The organism is Thermococcus sp. (assembly GCF_027052235.1).
Taxonomy (GTDB): Archaea; Methanobacteriota_B; Thermococci; order Thermococcales; family Thermococcaceae; genus Thermococcus.
On record NZ_JALUFF010000030.1, the window covers coordinates 17,904 to 36,237 of the forward strand.

The window sequence follows — 18,334 nt, forward strand, 5'->3', positions numbered from 1 at the left end:
GGAGATGCCGTTCTCGGTCTGCATGCGCGACTGCTATGACACATGCTCCATGATAAGCGAGTTTAAGGATGGAAGGCTTGCAGTCAGGGGAAACCCGGAGCACCCCGTAACCGCTGGCTTCCTCTGTCCGAAGGGGGCGCTTTTGCCAAGGTGGTTCCACTCACGGGACAGATTGAGAACCCCGCTCATCAGAACGGGCGAGAGAGGTGAGGGGGACTTCAGAAAGGCGAGCTGGGAAGAGGCGATAAAGCTCGTCGCGAATAAGCTGAGGGAGACGATCGAGCACTACGGGAGCGAGAGCATCCTCGTCTATCAATACGCCGGCGACAGGGGGGTTGTCAACTACGCCTTCCCGCTCAGGCTCTTTCACTACCTCAACACTGCTATCCTCGACTACGGCATCTGCGACAGGGCCGGGCAGGAGGCTTTGAAGGACGTTTACGGCACAGCCGTAGGCCTCGACCCGGAAAAGCTGGGAGAGCAGAGGCTAATCGTCTACTGGGGTATAAACCCATTCTGGACGAACCTCCACGGCTTCATGCTGGCCAAGAAGAACAACCTTGAGATATGGACGGTGGATGTGGTTAGAACGGAGACCGCCAAGAGGAGCGACAGGTTCTTCCAGATAAGGCCCGACACGGACGTTCTACTTGCCCTTGGTGCTGCGAAGGTTCTCATCGAGGAGGGGCTCTATGATAAGGCTTTCGTTCGCGAAAACGTTTATGGTTTTGAGGAATTCAAGAATTATGTAAAAAGGTTATCGCTTGATTATGTGAGCCGGGAGACGGGTCTGAGCGTTAATGAAATCGAGGAGTTCGCCAGAGGCTACGTCGAAAAGAAAGGGATAATCCACATCGGCTACGGCTTCCAGCGTTCTTTGGCCGGGGGTGAAGCGGTCAGAGCTATAGCCATCCTCCCGGCTCTAGTGGGTCACAGCTTCGGCTTCATCTACGACATGAAGACGATAGATAAAAGCTACGCGGAAGGAGCCTTCCTGAGGAGGAAGCCCACTAAGCGGATTCCCCAGATGAAGCTTGCCGAGTACATCGAGCGCGGGGAAATAAGGTTCCTCTACGTCTACAACTCCAATCCTCTCGCGAGCCTGCCGAACCAGAACCGGCTGAGAAAAGCCCTGAAAGAGAGTGAAGTCTTCGTGGTTACGCACGACCTCTTTTTGACCGATACGGCGCTCTACTCGGACGTCGTCCTGCCGGCAAACACTTTCTTCGAGAGGCTTGACATAGCCGACAGCTACTACCACCGCTACGTGGCCCTTAACGAGCCAGTTGCAAAGTTATACGGAAAGAGCAACAGTGAGGTTACAAGGCTTTTGGCAAAGGCCCTCGGGATAGAGAACCCCCACCTCTACGAGAGCGATGAGGAAGTGATAAGAAAAGTCCTGGAAATTAACGGGCTGAGCTGGGAAGAGCTTAGAAAGAGGGGCTTCGTCAAAGTTCCGGAAAGGCCGAGGAAGTGGGAAACGCCGAGCGGGAAGATAGAGTTCTACTCCCGAAGAGCTGTTAAGCGCGGTCTGAGTCCTTTTCCAGAGTACCGAAAGTTCGAGGGGAGATATCCCCTGAGGCTGCTCACCCCAACCCACAGGATGACGATAACGAGCCAGTACCACAACACCCATGGAATGATAGACCCTAACCTCTACATCAACCCGGTCGATGCGAGAGAAAGGGGCATCCAAGACGGCGAGGTGGTAGAGGTCCTTAACGACTTCGGAAGAGTTCGGACGAGGGCAAAGCTGAACGAAGACGTTCCCGCCGGTGTTGTCCTGCTCTACAAGGCCTTCTGGGTTAGGCTACTCGGATGGAACGCCAACTTTCTGACAACGGATGAAACTGTTCAAGGATATGGAAACGGCTCAGCGTACCATTCAACGTGGGTCGAAGTTATGAAACCTAACGGCAAATAGAGTTGGAAAAAGCTTCTATTTTTTCAAATTCCTTCCGGTTTGATTTCCATAGCGACGGTTATTACCGGATGATCTTTGTCCAAACTTCAAAGAACTTTGAAAGGTATTGCACAGCCGACAGAAAAATGAAGGAAAACGAACCGAAAACCTTATATATTCGAACCCATCAGGTTTATAGTGAAGACGACACAAAAAAATGAGAGGTGATGAAAGATGGTCGTCATAGGAGAAAAGTTCCCGGAAGTTGAGGTCAAGACCACCCACGGAGTGATAAAGCTCCCGGACTACTTCGCCGAGAAGGGCAAGTGGTTCATGCTGTTCAGCCACCCCGCAGACTTCACCCCGGTCTGTACGACCGAGTTCTACGCCCTCCAGAAGAGGGTTGATCAGTTCAGGGAGCTCGGCGTCGAGCCCATCGGACTGAGCGTTGACCAGGTCTTCAGCCACATTAAGTGGATGGAGTGGATAAAGGAGAACCTCGGCGAGGAGATAACCTTCCCGGTTATAGCCGACGACCGCGGTGACCTCGCCGACAAGCTTGGCATGATACCCAGCGGAGCAACGATAACCGCGAGGGCGGTCTTCATCGTCGACGACAAGGGCATCATAAGGGCCATCGTCTACTACCCGGCCGAGGTCGGCAGGGACTGGGACGAGATCCTCAGGCTTGTCAAGGCCCTCAAGATAAGCACCGAGAAGGGCGTCGCCCTGCCACACAAGTGGCCCAACAACGAGCTCATCGGCGACAAGGTCATCGTCCCGCCGGCCAGCACCATCGAAGAGGTCAAGCAGCGCGAGGAGGCCAAGGCTAAGGGCGAGATCGAATGCTACGACTGGTGGTTCTGCTACAAGAAGCTTGAGTGAGCTTCTTTTCTATTCTCTAAACTTTTCGTATATCAGCTCGTCAACGAAGCCGTGTCCCGGAACGTAGTGGTGTTTTCTCAGCCTGCCGGCGAGCTCGAAGCCGTTCTTTTCAAGGACTCTGATTGAGGCAACGTTGGGTTCGTAAACTCTTGCGTAGACCTTTCTGAGGTTGAGCCACTCGAAGGCGTAAATTAAAGCGAGCTTTACCGCCTCTGTGGCATATCCCCTCCCCCAGTGCTCCCTGGCTATGGTATAGCCAAGCTCCGCGTTTCCATCGCGGTGGTTTATTTTGTGAAGGCCGAGAAAGCCGACGAGCGATGATGTTGCGTTTTCAACGATTGCAAAAACCCTGTTGCGTTCTTTTTCACGCCTCAATTGCTCGTACCATTCGAGTTCGTCCTCAAAGAATAAGATTCCGTCAGGGTTTGTCAGGAAGAGCCTCACCTGACGGTCGTTGTACCAGAGCCACGCCCGCTTTATATCCTCCTTGACGGGGACCGAAAGGGACACCAGCTCGCCCCTAAGAACGAGGGGTCTCATCGGGAACACCTTAACTTTATAACATCGTACTCCTATTTAAATTCGATGGACAGGGAAAGGCTTATCAAGGCTGTGGAGACGGTACTCAGAGGCGCTGGATACAAAACGGCTAGACTGGACTTTCGCGGGTCCTGCTTTGACCTCGTGGCGAGCAGGACGCTCACGCTCCTCTTCGTGAAGGTGGTCACCAACATAGACACGGTCACCGAGGAGCAGGCCGAAGATTTGAAGAGGCTCGCCAGGTTCTTCAACGCCTCCCCCATAATCGTCGGGCTGAAGAGCAAGAACGCTGAGCTTGAGGAGGGGGTAGTTTACGAGCGCTTTGGCATCTATGCCCTCCGACCCGAGACCCTCTACGATGTTCTCGTCGAAAACGAGCTACCGGCAGTCTTCGCGGAGCGCGGTGGCCTCTACGTCAGGATAAACGGGAAGCTCTTGAGGGAGCTGAGGGAGAGGCACGGCTATTCTGTGGGCGAGCTCTCCCGCCTTCTGGGCGTCTCAAGGAAGACACTCCTCAACTATGAAAAGGGCGAGCAGGCGGTCTCGCTTGACGTGGCCCTCCTCCTTGAGGACATCTTTGACGAACCCCTGGTGGAGCCGATAGACGTTCTCAACGCGAAGGTCGAGGCAAAGCTTGACCTGAAGCCCGAGACCCCGCTGGAGAGGGAGATATTCGAGCGTCTCAGGGCACTGGGGCTCGGGCTCGTGAAGGTGAAGAAGGCCCCCTTCAACGCGGTCTCAAGGGGCGACGAGTTCAGAATACTTACCGGCATAGACGAGAAGAAGACCTCCTCAACGGTCAGAAGGGCAGAGATGGTAGCAGAGGTGGGGAGGATAATAAACTCCGAGGGCGTCTTCATCCTTGAGAAGACTAAGACCGAGGTGGTTGACAGTGTCCCGCTCATCCCGAAGGAGAGCCTCCGCGAGGTCAGGGATGCGGACGAGCTGATAAACCTGATAGAGGAGCTCAAGAAGGAGATAAAGGCACGGCTCTTCAGCTGAAGAGAACGCGCCTCCAGACTTCCTCCAGCTTCTTTGCGTGTTCTTCGGGTGAGGCTATCAACACCGCCCAGCGGGGGGTCTGCCTCCTCTTGAGCGCGTTGGCCAGAGGGGTAACCCTTGATAGGGGCTGAACTTCACCGTTTTCGAGGAGAACCTTCACACCGGTCTCTTTAAGCCTGGGCTCACTAAGCATTAAGTCCGCTATGCTGAACTCAAGGATTACCTCGCCTTCGCCAGCTCCAACGGCCTCTGAGAGGCTCCTCTCAAGCTCCTGCCTTCTCCTAACGTTTTTGTACGCCGTCAGCAACTCGCGCTTCTCCTCCGCGCTCAGCTCCTCGGCGCTGACCATTACCGCAGCCTTGTAGAGCTTCCTGTACTTTACCCTCCTCACGAGCTCCGCAGGGAGACCCTCCAGGTCCTCAAGTTCAACGAGAACCCTGCAGTCCGTCATCTTCCAGAAATCCCAGAGATGGCCCTCCTCAAGGGCAAACTCAAGGGCCCGGGTGAGCATCCCCTCAGCTATCTTAACCGTGTGATGGAAGTAAACCCTCGAATACATCAGCGAGCGCGCCACCATCATACCTTCAACCGCCTCTATCCCCTTCTCGTCAACGACGAGCTCGTCGCCGTGTATCCTCAGCACCTTAAGGAGCCTTTCAAGGTCTATTATGCCGTGGGCGACGCCCGTGTAGTGAGCATCCCTAACGAGATAATCGAGCTGGTCAACGTCAACGCCCCCGTGGAGCATCTGGCCGAGGTAAGGCCTCTTCGCCCTGCCGAGTATAAGCTCCGCGACCTCCTTCGGGTCAAGGCCGTAGCTTGAAAGTATCTCCCCTATTCTTCCCCCATCTTCTTCCTCTGTTATGTTTATCCTCCCGGTTATTATGTCCTGACCGAGGCGCATATGGTCGCGCTCTTTGACGTAGTGCTTGTAGATGCTCTCGAAGGTGTGACTGAAGGGGCCGTGTCCTATATCGTGAAGCAGGGCACCAGCCTGAAGGAGCATCCCCTCCTCCTCGCTCAGACCAACTTCCCCTGAGAGTCTTCTCGCCAGGTTCCATGCTCCAAGGGAGTGCTCAAACCTGCTGTGGTTGGCCCCGGGGTAGACAATGTAAGCTAAGCCGAGTTGTCTGATGTGCCTCAGCCTCTGAAACTCCGGCGTCTTAAGGATGTCGAAAACCATACCCGAGACCCGCATACTGCCATGAATTGCGTCGTGGATTATCTTACCTCTCACAACCATCACCCGCTGAAAATGTGAGAAGAGTTTTAAATAAGTTTTCGGCGATATGACAAGAATTCATGAACCTTTGCCGGCTATGTATATTCTCTGTGTCTTGCCGAACTTCACAGGAAGTCCTTCCCTGAGCTTTTCCGCGGGGACCGCTTCAATTATTAACTCCGCCTGACCCGTCTCCTCGACCTCATAGCGAACTGGATTGTTGGCCTCGTATATCATCTCCCGGACTTCGTCCTCGATTCCGGCCGGTTTCTTCCCTGTATAGGCCACCCTTATGATTGCCCTCGGCTTGGGGTTCTGTGGGGAAAGCGGGTAGTAGATTATCACGAAGTCCACTAAATCGGGGTGGTTATATACTATTTCCATGACCTGATCTATGTGAAGCTTTGCTCCCGCGAGGCTTATGACGTCCTTGAGGCGGATTATGTTCCTCACCTCACCGTTCTCAACCCTCGCGAGGTCTCCAATGTCGTAGTTGAAGAGGGGCAACCCCGTCAGCTCACCCTCGCGCATAACCTTGGTTATGTAAATCCTCTTGTAGTTCTCGTAGCTGTCGCCGGTGTCCTTGAGAACCAGTATCGATTCCTTAAACTGGAACGGGAACGTTTTTCTGCGCTCTATTACACGATAGCCAGTTATATCATCCTCTGTTGAACCGAAGTTATCAATGATGACTGCATTCGGGAAGAGCTCAAGGGTCGCCTTGGCGAGCTCTGGTGTGAGAGTTTCACCGCCAACCACCAGGGTCTGAATGTCGTTCCTTATTGACTCAGGAAGGGTCAGGCCGAGATTGTAAGCGGTGGCCGTGAGGCAGAAGAGGGCAGTTGGACGGATGTCCTCAAGCTCCCTGAGAAGGAGCTTTTTGTCCAGGAGATATCTTACAGGGATCTGGTAATAGGCGCTCTTGACGTTGAGGAACTCGAAGCTCCCAAGGGCAAAGACACCCGACGACGATGGGAGCTGGGGAAAGAACGACGCTATCCTGTCGCCTTTGTCCATGTACTCTCTTATCCACTCCTCTACCTGTCTGGCGGTTCTGGCCTTATCGTCCCTCGTGTAGGGTATTCTCTTTGGTTTCCCTGTGGTTCCGCTGGTTCTCATAATCGCATGAAAGACCTTCCTCTCTCTGATGTAGTCCGGCCACACGGACTCGGTGTTGTAGAGGTCGTGGGGCTTTATGACAACGTTATCGGTAAGCTTCTCCAGATCCTCAGGTTTAAGGCTCTCAATGTCAATTCCATCAAACTTTTCCCTCCAGAAAGGAGTGGTCTCTAGGGCTTTCTTCAGGGTGTACCTGAAGTCCCCCACGCTTTCCCGGTCAATCCTTCCCATTACCAATCCCATAGAAGGCCACCTGTTAATGTTTCAAACCTCATTCTATTAATATTTAACGGAATTCCATGCACACCGAACACTGAAGTTCCCGGATAAACCTTTTATAGTAGTTCGCCATAATAACCTATCATGATGTACGATTCCCTTACTGCTGTAATCGAAGACAATCCACTGAGTGTTTCTGAGGAATTCACAAAGGACTATCTGAGGAGGATTTTTGAGTTTCATTTCGAGAGAACTCCCTACTGGAGAAGCGTGGCGAGACGCCTTAAGCCCGATCTGGATGAAATCTTCCAAGGGAACATCAGGAGAATCTTTGAAAACATATTTAACTCTGGACTTGCCGTTGATGAGGACTACCTGCGGGCCAACTGGCTCGACTTCGTTCCCGACAACTACCCGGGAAGGATAAGGTTTTACCAGTCTTCGGGAACGACGAGGGAGAGGGCAATCGGCCACTGGGATGCCAACTATCTAAGGGTTCTCCTCCCGTATTTAAGGAGGGCAATTGACGAGCTTTACCATCTCGATTCAACTTACAGTGACCATCAGATGCGCGCCATAGCCCACGGTCCATACGGCTGGTACCAGGACGAGATAAGTGAGCTAGTGTGGAGTTACGGAGGTGTTCTTTACTTCATCGGAATGGAAACCGAAGGTCTGAAGAGGGTTCTGAGGGAACAGGGTTTGGAGGCGGTTCTGAGACTGCTTGATCCTCTTGTGAGGTACACTCACAGGGTTATGGAGAGGGATAGGATAAACACCGTGAGGACAGCTCCCCAGCTGATGACCCTCTTTGAGGACTACAGCGACGGGATAGAGACCGCAATAGTGAGTGGCGTTGGTGTAAACCAGGATTTTCTAACCTATCTTGAGGAGACCTTCAGGGAAACCCGGATAGTCCCGCTCTACGGCTATTACCTCTTCGGTGATATCGTTGGTCTTCACCGGAGGGGAGAGTTCCACTACTACCCGAATTATCCAACCACCCTAATATTTCCGGTCAAGGTGGAGGACGAAGTTCGGATTGTGAAGAGGGGGGAGAGGGGTAAGAACGCATTCATAATCGCCAGGCCCGAGGTTCTTGTGGTCAAACTTGAGAACGAGACGGCAGAGCGCGTTCCCCCTTCAGGGCCCTTTAAGTGGGAGGGCTTTGGGAACCCCCTCAGGTAGGGTGGGAACATGAGCTGGGTACAATACCTGCTGGTTACTGAATTTATCGCCGTTGTTCTGGCCGATATAACGGCCGCGATTCTCGTGTTTAGGGTGTACCTCCAGAACAGAAGAACGTCGGCACTCGCTTTCTCGCTGGCATGGGTCTTTGACTTGATCTTTGTCGTTGCGTCTATGAAACCCAACGAGCCCCTTATCGAGGCCATCGGTCTCCTGTCGCTTCCAACCTTTGGGGGTCTCCTTCTCTATGGTTCAGTGAAGTTCCTTGAGGAAGAATCCCTGAGCGTCAGCCACAGAACCCTATCCCTCTTCGCAACGATGCCCCCCGCATTCATGCTATACATGCTCTCGGTTTACTACTACACCGGGGACCCCGTCTGGACCGCCAAGATAGCTTCGTCCCTGGGAATAAGCGGGGTCTTCGTCGTTAGCGGTGGGATGTTGCTGTGGGAGGTCAAGGAAATATATAAGAGTGCCGTTAAGTACCTCTCCATAGGGGTTATACTCTTTGGTCTGCACCTGATTCCCGCGGCTATATTCGGTAAAACAGAGCTCTACAAGGTTGCTGGTTTTACGCTGTCAACAGTGCTGATAATTCTCATGGTTTGGGCTATGATAAAGTTAACGTCCTCCAAGGCGTTCCAAGTAGTCGGCCCCAACGGTGAAGTCGAACTCGACCTCAAACCCGGTGTGATGATAGTCGATACAAGGGACTACCCCCAGATTAGGGAGCACTTAAGAGACGTCCCTGTTCTGGCATTTTTGAGGGATATCTCAGACGTCCCGGAGAAATGGGAGACCTACTTCGTCACGACAATCCCCTTCGAGGGTAAATTCAAGGGAACGATAACTCCCACGAACCTCGCCAAGATGACCGAGCTGAGCTACCAGTACCTTGAGGCCCTATCAAAGGCTGGAAAGAAGGGCATAATCCTGATAGACTGCTTCGAATACCTAATGGTTTACAACTCCTGGGAGAGCCTGATGAAGTTCCTCTCAAAACTCAGGGACATAATTCTGGTTAACAAAGGCACTCTTATCATAGTTCTCGAAAAGGGGAGTCTCAGCGAACACAAGTACCTTCAGCTTAGGAAGCTTCTTGGCTAATCCGAACTTGACAAGGTTTTTATACACCTTTTCTGAACCAAGCAATGCCCCCGCGCGAGGACCCCGGGGAGAATGAACCGGGGGGCGATGCGGGGGCTACAGCCCGGTCTCAGCGAGGTCCCCGCGGGAGGGCCTTCCGCGTTACGGAGCGCGATGACCGCGGGAAACCCAGACCGGGCACACTTCTGGCCCGCCTGGGTTAACCCGCCCGAGTTCGCCGAAGGGCACCGATGGGGGCGGGGGTTACGGGCGGGCCACACCTTGAGAGTTCTCCAGCAACTCTTGGAAAGTTTCCAAAATTTAATTACCTCTCCATAAGGTGTGCAAAAACTGAAGAGCAAAAGTTATTAAGGATGAGGGCATAGATTATAACGCCATGATAGGAGCGGACTATGTTGATATACCGTGCGGAGATGCCGGCAGGGTAATCCCCTGGCTCAAAGAGAACCCCCTTCGCGAGATAATGGACAAACGGAAGAAAGAGGCTGAGGAAACCCTACAGGATATAGCCGAAAAGGAAAAGGAGATTATTAAGCTCCTTCCCGAGGAGGTCAGGGAACTCATCAAGGTTCCTGACCTAAAGGAGTTGTTGGAGGAGTACTAATAGAGTACCACCTCGACCTCTTCTCCCTCAAGGTAGCCCTCGCTGTCCTCTGGGATGAGGATAAAGCCGTTGCTCTCGACGAGGGAGCTTATTATCCCGCTTCCCTTCTTTTTGATTGGCCTTGCCTCACCGTTCTCATACCAGACCTTGACGAACTCAGCCCTCCCGAGCTGGCTCGGAACCCTCTCCTTGAGCCTCGCCCTAACGCGAACCTCATAGTTTCTGGCCCCCACAAGCTTGGCTAAAGCGTGCTTGACGTAGAGGTGGAACTGCGCAAAGACCGCCACTGGATAACCACTCATAACGAATACCCTCTCGCCGTATCCTATCGGCCGGCCGGGCTTTATCGTTGTCCCGTGGAAGAGCAGGTTAACGAACCTGTGGGCGAAGTCCGTATCGCCGAAGGCGGAACCGCCCGTAACGAGGACGAGGTCGTTCTCCTCCTTCGCACGTAAGATAGTTTCACCCACGAGGCCTTCATCGTCCGGCAAAACACCGTAAAACACCGGCTCGCCGAAGTACTGCCTCACAAGCCCCTTGAGCATCACCGAGTTGCTCTCAAGGATTTTACCAGCCTTCAGTTTCTCCTCGTCGAACTCCTCTATGAGCTCGCTTCCAGTAACGATTATCCCAACGCGGGGTTTCCTCTTTACCCTCACACTCCTGAAGCAGGTTGCCTTGAGTAATGCAACGTCCTGTGGCCTTAAAACCTGCCCCTTCCTGAGGATTACCTCACCTTCCCTGACGTCCTCCCCGGCAAATGCCACGTTCTGGCCCGGTGCCACAGGGCGAAGAACCCTGATAACGTCCCCCTCTCGCTCCGCCATCTCCTGCATGAGGACGGCGTTTGCACCCTCTGGTATTTTAGCCCCCGTGGTCAGCTTTACGGCAGTACCGGGCTCAACCTTAACTCTACTCTCATCCCCTGCTATAATCTCGTCAATGACCTTCAGCTCGACGGGGCTGTACTCCCTCGCCATGAATGTATCCTCTGCCCTAACGGCATAGCCGTCAACGGCCGCCCTGTCAAAGGGCGGGACGTTTATAGGTGAGACGATATCCTCAGCAAGAACCCTCTCGATGGCATCATCAAGGGGCACTTCCTCCACTTCGTTTATCTCCTCGATGTCGTTAAGCAGAAGCTTCAGCGCTTCCCTGTAGGGGGTGAGGCGCTTGAACTCCCTCATTTCACTCCCTCCCGTGCTTAAGCACGTGACCCGCCTCGTTCAGAATGATTTTTATCCCGGTCTTCGCTGCTCCGAGGCTCCCGGGGAGGCAGAAGACCGCCATCGCTCTGCCGGAGCTCCTGATTATCCCCGCGGTTGCTCTCGTCATGATCGCAGATGTTCCGATTTCCTCGTAGCTCATGAACCTGAAGACCTCGCCAAATCCAGTGAGCTCCTTGTCAAAAAGTGGCCTGAGGCTCTCAATCGTCACGTCCCTGCTCGCTATACCCGTCCCGCCGGAGGTTACGACAACTTCGGAGCCCGCCCTAAAGGCCTCCACGACTGCCCCTATTATCTCCATCTTCTCGTCGGGGACGACCCTGTAGAGAACCCTCTCGTGCCCGGCCTTTTCAAGCTCCTCCAGAAGGAACTTTCCGCTCTTATCTTCCTTCTCCCCTCTGCTGGCCGTGTCGCTGACCGTTATAACGGCAAACCTGAAGGTTCTGGGTGCCTTCCTCTTGTGCTCCTCAACTCCCATGCTATCACCCAAGTAAACTTGAAATTGGACTTAATAATGTTTCAGCAAACGGAAGCGTTTAACGGGAAGGGTTATATTCCCCGTAACCAAGGGAAGTGCATGAGGTTCAGACACTTCATAAAGCCCTTCCCACGGCCTATGCTCGTTCTCAGCAACGCGCCCCACAGAGGAGGTCTAAGCAGGGCCAAAGGCTTCTTCTTCATGATGGTTCCCAAGAACTACTCCGGCAACTACAAAGCTGACTGCCTGGCCTTCGAACGGGAGCACGGCTTGAAGGATTTCGTCGGCTTCATGACCGCCGCGGACATAGAGAAGGTTCTCTCAATTGCCAGAAGCGGAAAGGTTACGGCCTACGTGACAGCTGGAATAACCAACCCGGCGATAGCCGGTGAGGTTCCTCCACCATGGAAGCCGGGCACGATAAACATCGCCCTCGTAATCGAGGATGGCTTAACGGTCGGCGCGATGGCCAACGCGATAATGACCGCGACCGAGGCGAAAACATACACCCTTCTAAAACTCGGCTACAATGCAACGGGAACGACGAGTGACGGGATAGGGATTTTCGCCTTTGAAGGAAATAGGGAGTGGGCGGGAACCGCTACAGAGCTTGGCTTGAACATCGGAAGAGCAGTAAGACAGGCCTTGGAGGAGAGCTTGAGGAAGTGGGAGAGAACGAGAAGGGCCAGCGATAGCCCTTAAGGATCTCCTCCTGTTTGCGGAAGAGGGGAATTACACGGACAGTATCGGGGGGGCATAACCGGGTTATACGCTAGAGGAAGGTTAGTTTTGGTTGAACTTCATTTGTTTGAGAATTAACTTTCTCATGCATTTGGTTGTTAACCTTTGGTTTAAATAATGCTTATATACCACAAGCTGTTATAATTCAAGTGAAAACCCCGTTGGGGGGGGTCGATGAGGAGGCGTGCACTGCTGGCCATACTCGTGGTCTTGCTCCTCATCGGGGCGTACGGAGCCTACGTGGTCAGCTACCCTAAATATCCAGAAGTCAAGGGTTGCGTGAACCCGTTTGCAGTTGTGAAGCCTGTAAGCAGGGTCAGGAAAACTGGTCAAAAGTTCACGTGTTCTTCAAGCTGGCAACGAGCAGGGACTTCTGGAAGCTTGCGAAACCTTGGGATGTTGACTACTCTCACGTTAAGGTTGTCAAGCACACGATTGACTATAACGGCGAGAAAGTAACCATGCTCGCCATAGGAATCCCGTTGAAGGACAGAAAGCACGTGATAGCACTCTACGAGTTCTCAAAACCAGTACGGGGAATAAAGATATGGGGTGTTGAATATTCGTATCAAGGCGATACTGCCAACATCCGTGCTGTATATCTCAATGGAAAACTGAAGAAACTTGATTCAGAATCCTGTAGTCAGGAGTGCCAGAGTGATTCCGACTGTGGCTTCCTGAGTGACTGTCACTGGTACTGCTGTAAGTTCGATATCATCAAAGCCGCCGAATGCTGTGGGATATGCGGGGACAACATCGCATGCATTCTAACATGGTGTGCGTATTGTGTGTACGAATCCTGTCAGCAGTGGGGATCCTACTGCGAGGGGTGGACTCCAGGACCCTGAGGAGTGATGAGATGGACAAAATCTTTATCAAAAACTTTTTATCTGCTCTTTTTTCGATTCTGCTTTTTTGGCTTGTATACCTCTACGAAAAACCCCGGAAGGGACACGTAAGGGCAAAGATAACGGGCATCATAGTCTTCATAGCGGTGACTCTGCTCCTCTCCGGACTCCGTCTTCTTGCTTGGGAATATGCCAAAGTTGGCACGCTAGCGGCTCTTTTGATAATGACAGCCGAAGTTATCTGGGGAGAGCATCTTAGGAACCGGGTGATGAGGGGGGCCTGACATGAGATCCGAAGATAAAGCATGCCTGCCCTTGGCCAAGGGTTTTCTGGTTCTCCTTCTTTCGGTAGTGTGGACAAGCAACTGGCAATACGAAACCAAGCTGAAGGTTTCTCTCGTGATGGCAGTGCCCGTTCTGGTGGCTGTGAGCGTCATTCTGACCCTTCAACGATGGATGAGGAAGACGCTATTGGCTTACTCCCCAGGACTTAAAATGCGAGCCAATAATTATGAGATCCATATTGATGCATACCTCAGAAAGTTGCAATATGAGATCCGAGTATTGGGGGGTGCTGTACTGAACATAAATCGCAGTGTATAGATTGGGGTGAGATGCCATGAGAAAGGGAGGGGAGTACTTGGTACTTTTTATCCTCATATTTTTGGGCTACTACTGGGGATACAAGGTTAACTTGACATTAGCCATCGGTATGGCATTGACGACTTATTTTATCCCGCTGTTAATAGTGGAGATAGTAGCTCAGAGGAATCCAGAAAAGACTGGGCTTGTTGGAGTAGCCTTGGGAATTATACTTGTCCTCCTTGGAATAAAGACTTATCTTAAAGGCGCGCCCTTTTGGGAGGGGATGCTTATACTTGGTACTGCCGCGGTAATAGGAGGTGTGGCTTTCCAATGGAAGAGGGTCTCTTCAAAGCCTACTTCTCAGCAGGCAGAATTACTCAAATTGGAAAGTTGAGTGAAAACATCCGGCAGTTCATAAAGTGGAGGGGGCCATAAATGCGAGCCAATAACACCAGGTCCATAATTGGTGCATACCGCAGAAACTATCGTCCCTCAGTAACTTCATTCCTTAAAAGACTAACCGGGTATCTCGCCGCGACCCTTGTAGTTTACGCCTACGGAAAACCGACTGCGGCATTGATCCTCATAGCATCTCTGATAGTCCTTGACCTCCTGCTAACTTTTGTTTTTTCCAGAGGATAGGGGGCAATAATTTCACCGCCCTCTCTATTTTTTGATGAGGTAATCGGCACAAAAGATTTACAAAAAGCTTTGGGAGAAGAAAGGCCGAACTGCTAAGGAAACTCACTTCATCTCCATGAGCCTCTGATAGAGCTCCTCCACCTTCTCGCTAACTTCATCCGGCGAGAAGCCGGCCTTCACAGCCAACCAAGTAGCCCCTCCAGCTCCGACACCCTCCTTGACGTAGCCCCTCTCGTAGTCCCTCAAGCCTTTGAACTCGCTCTTCGAGAAGTCGAGGTCGGCGGAATAGGTTATTATCCCAATCTCCTTCGCCGTGTCCAAGAAGGTCGCGCTCCTATCGTTGACAACCCACTTCGTTGTGGCTATCATGAAGCGGTCGAGGCTCTCTCCGAGGGCCTTTAGCAGGGCAGAAACCGCCAACATCTGGGTTCCTCCGGCCAGAACTATCTCCTTCCTGAAGCCTAAAGATAATCCTACCACCGTCGCCATCATCGGGTCTCCGAACTGCCTTAAGGCCTCGAGCGGATTATCTTTAAGCTGGCCCTTCTCTATACCCGCTCTCCTGAAGGCCTCGGCTATGACCCTCTCCTTGAGGCCCTGCGGGTTTTCGGGCGAGGCCGAGCTCGTCCTTGCATCGTATCCGAGCGCCCAGAGAACGGCCTGCGCTGTGGTCGTTCCTCCCGGCGTTGATTCTCCGATGACGAGCTCTCTGATGGGCAACCTGTTCAGCTCTTCTCCGAAAAGTTTGGCGCCCTTGATTATCTCCCCAAACTCCGGTAAAGCTGGCTCCTTCCTGAAGTCCCTTCCAACGGCGTTGCTGATGTGGACGTGCGGAACGAGCGGAGCGAGGTAAGTCCCGCCCCTTACAACCAGAACCGGGAAGTTCGCCAGCTCTTTTGCCGCTTTGGTGATTATTGCCGGCGTTGGGTGCCCCTCAGGTGTTACAGGAATGACGTCAATGGTCAAAGGCTTTTCGTGAAAGAGGTACTCGGCATCCGCAACAGGAGTTAGCTTCGTAAGTTCAGGCGTTGCCCCGGCGACACTAATGCCTTTAACGGTGCTTATCTCCGTGTTCCCCAAAACCAGCAGGAAGAGGCTCTCCATTCCAACCACCGCTGGAGGTTTTATCCAAGGGTTTATATGGCCTTCGGCCAACGCTCCCCGGTGGGAAAATGGGAAAGGCCCTGATGATTCAGGGAACTTCATCGGGAGCAGGCAAATCCCTCCTCGTTACGGCCCTCTGCAGAATCTTCTCCAATCTCGGTTACGAGGTGGTTCCTTTCAAGAGCCAGAACATGAGCCTGAACTCCGCTCCGAGCATCGAAGGCGGTGAGATAAGCCGTGCCCAGTACCTCCAGGCAATCGCCTGCAGAAAAAAGCCGAGCGTGAAGTTCAATCCGATTCTGCTCAAGCCCGAGGGAAACATGACAAGTCAGGTCGTCTTTATGGGAAAGCCCATAGGTAGCGTCTCCGCTAAAGATTATATGCTCTCGCGGAAGGAGGAGCTCTTCCGAAAGGCGATGAAGGTTCTCGACGGGCTGAAGGAGAAGCACGACCTCGTTCTAATCGAAGGCGCCGGCAGTCCGGTCGAGATAAACCTCAAGGACTACGACATAGCCAACATGCGCGTGGCAAAGCACGCGGGCGCGAAAGTAATTCTCGTTACGGACATAGACCGTGGTGGAAGCTTCGCCTCGATAGTCGGCACGATGGAGCTTTTGAGCGAGGAGGAGCGGGAACTCGTTACCGGCTTCGTCTTCAACAAGTTCCGCGGTGATGCCTCCCTCCTAAAGCCGGGCTTTGACTACCTCGAAAAGCGCTACGGGAAGCCGACCCTTGGAGTTATCCCCTACGTCGAGCACCGCCTTCCCGAGGAGGACTCCTTAGCCGAGTTCCCGAAGGTCAGGGGCGAGCTGCACATTCAAATAATCAAGCTCCCGCACATAAGCAACTTTACCGATTTTGAGCCCCTCCACTGGGCCAACGGTGTTGACTACGTCACCAGAGCCGAGGAGATAGAGGGCGACGTCATCATAATCCCCGGAAGCAAGAACACGGTCGAGGACTTACTCTGGATGAGGGAGAACGGCATCGAAGACGCCATCTTAGATGCCCACCGCGAGGGCGCTTTCGTCGTTGGAATCTGCGGCGGCTTCCAGATGCTCGGGGAAGAGATTGTAGACGAAGTTGAATCGAAGCGCGGAAGAGTTAAGGGCATCGGACTCCTTCCGGCGAAAACGGTATTCATGAGGGAAAAGCGAACGAACCACCTCAAAGCAAGAGTCCTCTGGGGGCCAGCTGAGGGTATGAGCGTGGAGGGCTACGAGATAAGAATGGGTCGTTCGGTCTCTGAGAGGCCGTTCTCTGTCATAACGTCCGTGAACGGAGAGAAGACATTCGAACCCGAAGGCGCTATAGGTGAGAGGGCCTTTGGAACCTACCTGCACGGCATCTTCCACAACTTCGCCTTCACGGAGAGATTCCTCAACTTTCTGAGGGCTGAAAAGGGCCTTGAGCAGGTTTCGGTCAAGAGGTGGAGCATAGAGGAGGAAATAGAGAAGTTCGCAAGGATTGTGGAGGAGAACCTCGACGTGGATAGGATTTTAGGTGAGCTTGGACTCTGAGAGCTCTCTAGCCCTTATCTTCAGGAGGTTTTTACGCATCATGTACACGGTTGGGGCCATTGATATAACCGATACGAGGAGTGAAAACCCAAGGGTCGTTGGGATTGGAAACCACAGGAGTAAGAGAACTCCCGTATACCAGGAGAAAAAGTAAAGAAGAGCACCGATTACTGGCACGAGAACGGCAACAATCAGGAGGTAGTACACGGAGATTGCAAAGTCAACTGACGTCCTGCGGGATAGCTCAATGAGACAGAAATAACTTTTAGAAAAGAGCATGGACTTTAGGGTTATTTTCTCACATGACCTCTCGGACTCGGAGACGAGCACTCTGGGGACCACCTTGTTGGCGTCCCTAGCGAAGAGAAAGAACATTACAAAGAAGAAAACTATCGAGACCCACCCAAGGAGTTTGCTGTGAAGGTAGCACGCCAAATCGAATATACCGATGAGACCAGCTAAACCCAAGCTTAACTCCAGTAAGGCCCTTTTAATCTCTGGGGTTCTGTATCTTGCCCGCTTCCATGCGAGCCAGAGGAGGGCAACGATCCCCACAACGAGCACGTTCAAGACAAGTAACAGAGCATCCATTTTCGCTCAGTACATTCACACTGTGGAGGGTTAAAAAGGTTTCTCATTTAAAAATAATCCTCCGGCCCCTCAAGCTCCTTCGGCGGATGCCTCTTCCGCCACCAGAGCTTCAGGCGGAGGTAGGCGTAAAAGCCGAGAAAGATGAGAAGGCCTATCAGGATTAGAACAGCCGCTATAATGAGGAAACCGAAGAGGAACAGCAGGCCCAGTATTAGAACACCCGCCAGGGCCAGGGCGCCCTTTATTCCCTCTCCCCTCATCTTCCCACCAGCCTCGCTATCCTCTCCGCGAGCTTTAAATCCTCCGGCGTGTTCACGTTTAAAGCCAAAAGCGGGTTGCTCAGCTCGAAAAACTTCTCCCCTTCGTCCCCAACCGCGTTTAATCCCACTATCGCGTAGTCCCTGTAAACTACAGGCTTCACATCCACCGGAACTCTCTCCAGCGGGAGAACGCCGGTTAAGCTTACCCTCCCCTCGAAGGCTTTCGCGATTGAACCGATGTCGGAGGCCTTAACGAAGGGCAGATCGGCTGAGACGCTCACAAAGGGCCCGAACTCCCGGAGAAGCCACCTCACATCCTCAACGTAGCCACTTCCCGACGTTTCAACGAAGGGAACTCCTTCCCTGAGGCACAGCTCCCTCGTCTTCGGCGTGTTCCTTGAGAGAGCTATGATTGTTTCTCCTATTGCTGAAGCTTCCCCATAAACCCTGAGGAGCATCGGCTTTCCTCCGACCCTTAGGACGGGCTTTTCCTTTCCCATTCGGCTCGACTTTCCACCGGCGAGGATGACTATTGGATAGCTCATGGATT

The 18,334-nt window shown here is 52.9% G+C and carries 21 protein-coding genes; 12 read left to right on the forward strand and 9 right to left on the reverse strand.

Annotated features, from left to right (window positions below):
* Nucleotides 1-4 precede the first annotated feature (4 nt).
* Nucleotides 5-1,924, forward strand: a complete 1,920-nt coding sequence (locus tag MVC73_RS03525) for a molybdopterin-dependent oxidoreductase (protein ID WP_297507037.1) — start codon at nucleotides 5-7, stop codon at nucleotides 1,922-1,924.
* A 213-nt stretch (nucleotides 1,925-2,137) separates the two neighbouring features.
* Nucleotides 2,138-2,788, forward strand: a complete 651-nt coding sequence (locus tag MVC73_RS03530; protein WP_297506969.1) for a peroxiredoxin — start codon at nucleotides 2,138-2,140, stop codon at nucleotides 2,786-2,788.
* 9 nt (nucleotides 2,789-2,797) lie between these two features.
* Here MVC73_RS03530 and MVC73_RS03535 read toward each other — a convergent pair whose 3' ends face one another.
* Complete coding sequence (locus MVC73_RS03535; RefSeq protein ID WP_297506971.1) at nucleotides 2,798-3,328, reverse strand: GNAT family protein; 531 nt, start codon at nucleotides 3,326-3,328, stop codon at nucleotides 2,798-2,800.
* A 45-nt stretch (nucleotides 3,329-3,373) separates the two neighbouring features.
* Here MVC73_RS03535 and MVC73_RS03540 point away from each other — a divergent pair, with 45 nt between their 5' ends.
* Complete coding sequence (locus tag MVC73_RS03540; protein ID WP_297506973.1) at nucleotides 3,374-4,330, forward strand: transcriptional regulator; 957 nt, start codon at nucleotides 3,374-3,376, stop codon at nucleotides 4,328-4,330.
* Here the strand turns inward: MVC73_RS03540 and MVC73_RS03545 are convergent.
* A complete protein-coding gene (locus MVC73_RS03545) occupies nucleotides 4,323-5,573 on the reverse strand; it encodes an HD domain-containing protein (RefSeq protein ID WP_297507039.1) in 1,251 nt (416 codons plus the stop codon). The two genes, MVC73_RS03540 and MVC73_RS03545, sit on opposite strands and share 8 nt — an antisense overlap.
* 57 nt (nucleotides 5,574-5,630) lie before the next feature.
* Nucleotides 5,631-6,914, reverse strand: a complete 1,284-nt coding sequence (locus MVC73_RS03550) for an AMP-binding protein (RefSeq protein WP_297506975.1) — start codon at nucleotides 6,912-6,914, stop codon at nucleotides 5,631-5,633.
* 120 nt (nucleotides 6,915-7,034) lie between these two features.
* Between MVC73_RS03550 and MVC73_RS03555 the strand changes: the two genes are divergently transcribed.
* The 3 genes from MVC73_RS03555 (at nucleotide 7,035) to MVC73_RS03565 (ending at nucleotide 9,789) form a co-directional block, all read left to right on the forward strand.
* On the forward strand, nucleotides 7,035-8,078 hold the full coding sequence (locus MVC73_RS03555) for a hypothetical protein (RefSeq protein WP_297506977.1): 1,044 nt from the start codon (nucleotides 7,035-7,037) through the stop codon (nucleotides 8,076-8,078).
* 9 nt (nucleotides 8,079-8,087) lie between these two features.
* Nucleotides 8,088-9,185, forward strand: coding sequence for a DUF835 domain-containing protein (locus MVC73_RS03560; RefSeq protein WP_297506979.1), 1,098 nt, complete (start codon nucleotides 8,088-8,090; stop codon nucleotides 9,183-9,185).
* A gap of 376 nt (nucleotides 9,186-9,561) precedes the next feature.
* Complete coding sequence (locus MVC73_RS03565) at nucleotides 9,562-9,789, forward strand: hypothetical protein (protein ID WP_297506981.1); 228 nt, start codon at nucleotides 9,562-9,564, stop codon at nucleotides 9,787-9,789.
* Here MVC73_RS03565 and glp read toward each other — a convergent pair.
* Nucleotides 9,786-10,976, reverse strand: coding sequence for a gephyrin-like molybdotransferase Glp (glp, locus tag MVC73_RS03570; protein WP_297506983.1), 1,191 nt, complete (start codon nucleotides 10,974-10,976; stop codon nucleotides 9,786-9,788). The genes MVC73_RS03565 and glp overlap by 4 nt on opposite strands.
* A gap of 1 nt (nucleotide 10,977) precedes the next feature.
* On the reverse strand, nucleotides 10,978-11,493 hold the full coding sequence (locus MVC73_RS03575; protein ID WP_297506985.1) for a MogA/MoaB family molybdenum cofactor biosynthesis protein: 516 nt from the start codon (nucleotides 11,491-11,493) through the stop codon (nucleotides 10,978-10,980).
* A gap of 99 nt (nucleotides 11,494-11,592) precedes the next feature.
* Here MVC73_RS03575 and MVC73_RS03580 point away from each other — a divergent pair, with 99 nt between their 5' ends.
* The 5 genes from MVC73_RS03580 to MVC73_RS03600 all read left to right on the forward strand — a co-directional run bounded on the left by MVC73_RS03580 (nucleotide 11,593) and on the right by MVC73_RS03600 (nucleotide 14,061).
* Complete coding sequence (locus MVC73_RS03580; RefSeq protein WP_297506987.1) at nucleotides 11,593-12,195, forward strand: adenosylcobinamide amidohydrolase; 603 nt, start codon at nucleotides 11,593-11,595, stop codon at nucleotides 12,193-12,195.
* A gap of 380 nt (nucleotides 12,196-12,575) precedes the next feature.
* Nucleotides 12,576-13,082, forward strand: coding sequence for a hypothetical protein (locus MVC73_RS03585; protein ID WP_297506988.1), 507 nt, complete (start codon nucleotides 12,576-12,578; stop codon nucleotides 13,080-13,082).
* A gap of 11 nt (nucleotides 13,083-13,093) precedes the next feature.
* On the forward strand, nucleotides 13,094-13,366 hold the full coding sequence (locus MVC73_RS03590) for a hypothetical protein (RefSeq protein WP_297506989.1): 273 nt from the start codon (nucleotides 13,094-13,096) through the stop codon (nucleotides 13,364-13,366).
* A gap of 1 nt (nucleotide 13,367) precedes the next feature.
* Nucleotides 13,368-13,685 carry a hypothetical protein gene (locus MVC73_RS03595; protein ID WP_297506990.1) on the forward strand — a complete coding sequence of 106 codons (318 nt, stop codon included), beginning with the start codon at nucleotides 13,368-13,370 and terminating at the stop codon, nucleotides 13,683-13,685.
* A gap of 16 nt (nucleotides 13,686-13,701) precedes the next feature.
* Nucleotides 13,702-14,061 carry a hypothetical protein gene (locus MVC73_RS03600; protein ID WP_297506991.1) on the forward strand — a complete coding sequence of 120 codons (360 nt, stop codon included), beginning with the start codon at nucleotides 13,702-13,704 and terminating at the stop codon, nucleotides 14,059-14,061.
* 350 nt (nucleotides 14,062-14,411) lie between these two features.
* Here the strand turns inward: MVC73_RS03600 and cobT are convergent, their stop codons facing one another.
* The gene (cobT, locus tag MVC73_RS03605; RefSeq protein WP_297507041.1) at nucleotides 14,412-15,413 is read right to left on the reverse strand and encodes a nicotinate mononucleotide-dependent phosphoribosyltransferase CobT; all 1,002 of its coding nucleotides are present in this window, start codon (nucleotides 15,411-15,413) and stop codon (nucleotides 14,412-14,414) included.
* Nucleotides 15,414-15,481: 68 nt separating this feature from the next.
* Here cobT and MVC73_RS03610 point away from each other — a divergent pair, with 68 nt between their 5' ends.
* On the forward strand, nucleotides 15,482-16,933 hold the full coding sequence (locus tag MVC73_RS03610) for a cobyric acid synthase (RefSeq protein ID WP_297506992.1): 1,452 nt from the start codon (nucleotides 15,482-15,484) through the stop codon (nucleotides 16,931-16,933).
* Here the strand turns inward: MVC73_RS03610 and MVC73_RS03615 are convergent.
* From MVC73_RS03615 to MVC73_RS03625, 3 genes are read right to left on the reverse strand one after another with little or no spacing between them, the layout of a single operon-like run.
* Nucleotides 16,913-17,524, reverse strand: a complete 612-nt coding sequence (locus tag MVC73_RS03615) for a hypothetical protein (RefSeq protein ID WP_297506994.1) — start codon at nucleotides 17,522-17,524, stop codon at nucleotides 16,913-16,915. The genes MVC73_RS03610 and MVC73_RS03615 overlap by 21 nt on opposite strands.
* A gap of 47 nt (nucleotides 17,525-17,571) precedes the next feature.
* Entirely contained in the window at nucleotides 17,572-17,784 is a 213-nt protein-coding gene (locus MVC73_RS03620; RefSeq protein WP_297506996.1) for a hypothetical protein, read from the reverse strand.
* The gene (locus MVC73_RS03625) at nucleotides 17,781-18,329 is read right to left on the reverse strand and encodes an NTP transferase domain-containing protein (RefSeq protein ID WP_297506998.1); all 549 of its coding nucleotides are present in this window, start codon (nucleotides 18,327-18,329) and stop codon (nucleotides 17,781-17,783) included. Before MVC73_RS03625 ends, MVC73_RS03620 begins: the two co-directional genes overlap by 4 nt.
* Nucleotides 18,330-18,334 lie beyond the last annotated feature (5 nt).

Coding starts and splice junctions, on each gene's coding strand:
- MVC73_RS03560 (WP_297506979.1), top strand. CDS start 8,088: ATGAGCTGGGTACAATACCTGCTGGTTACTGAATTTATCGCCGTTGTT.
- MVC73_RS03535 (WP_297506971.1), bottom strand. CDS start 3,328: ATGAGACCCCTCGTTCTTAGGGGCGAGCTGGTGTCCCTTTCGGTCCCC.
- MVC73_RS03625 (WP_297506998.1), bottom strand. CDS start 18,329: ATGAGCTATCCAATAGTCATCCTCGCCGGTGGAAAGTCGAGCCGAATG.
- MVC73_RS03620 (WP_297506996.1), bottom strand. CDS start 17,784: ATGAGGGGAGAGGGAATAAAGGGCGCCCTGGCCCTGGCGGGTGTTCTA.
- MVC73_RS03540 (WP_297506973.1), top strand. CDS start 3,374: ATGGACAGGGAAAGGCTTATCAAGGCTGTGGAGACGGTACTCAGAGGC.
- MVC73_RS03615 (WP_297506994.1), bottom strand. CDS start 17,524: ATGGATGCTCTGTTACTTGTCTTGAACGTGCTCGTTGTGGGGATCGTT.
- MVC73_RS03545 (WP_297507039.1), bottom strand. CDS start 5,573: ATGGTTGTGAGAGGTAAGATAATCCACGACGCAATTCATGGCAGTATG.
- MVC73_RS03565 (WP_297506981.1), top strand. CDS start 9,562: ATGATAGGAGCGGACTATGTTGATATACCGTGCGGAGATGCCGGCAGG.
- MVC73_RS03610 (WP_297506992.1), top strand. CDS start 15,482: ATGGGAAAGGCCCTGATGATTCAGGGAACTTCATCGGGAGCAGGCAAA.
- glp (WP_297506983.1), bottom strand. CDS start 10,976: ATGAGGGAGTTCAAGCGCCTCACCCCCTACAGGGAAGCGCTGAAGCTT.
- MVC73_RS03600 (WP_297506991.1), top strand. CDS start 13,702: ATGAGAAAGGGAGGGGAGTACTTGGTACTTTTTATCCTCATATTTTTG.
- MVC73_RS03590 (WP_297506989.1), top strand. CDS start 13,094: ATGGACAAAATCTTTATCAAAAACTTTTTATCTGCTCTTTTTTCGATT.
- MVC73_RS03580 (WP_297506987.1), top strand. CDS start 11,593: ATGAGGTTCAGACACTTCATAAAGCCCTTCCCACGGCCTATGCTCGTT.
- MVC73_RS03575 (WP_297506985.1), bottom strand. CDS start 11,493: ATGGGAGTTGAGGAGCACAAGAGGAAGGCACCCAGAACCTTCAGGTTT.
- cobT (WP_297507041.1), bottom strand. CDS start 15,413: ATGGAGAGCCTCTTCCTGCTGGTTTTGGGGAACACGGAGATAAGCACC.
- MVC73_RS03525 (WP_297507037.1), top strand. CDS start 5: ATGCCGTTCTCGGTCTGCATGCGCGACTGCTATGACACATGCTCCATG.
- MVC73_RS03530 (WP_297506969.1), top strand. CDS start 2,138: ATGGTCGTCATAGGAGAAAAGTTCCCGGAAGTTGAGGTCAAGACCACC.
- MVC73_RS03555 (WP_297506977.1), top strand. CDS start 7,035: ATGATGTACGATTCCCTTACTGCTGTAATCGAAGACAATCCACTGAGT.
- MVC73_RS03550 (WP_297506975.1), bottom strand. CDS start 6,914: ATGGGATTGGTAATGGGAAGGATTGACCGGGAAAGCGTGGGGGACTTC.
- MVC73_RS03595 (WP_297506990.1), top strand. CDS start 13,368: ATGAGATCCGAAGATAAAGCATGCCTGCCCTTGGCCAAGGGTTTTCTG.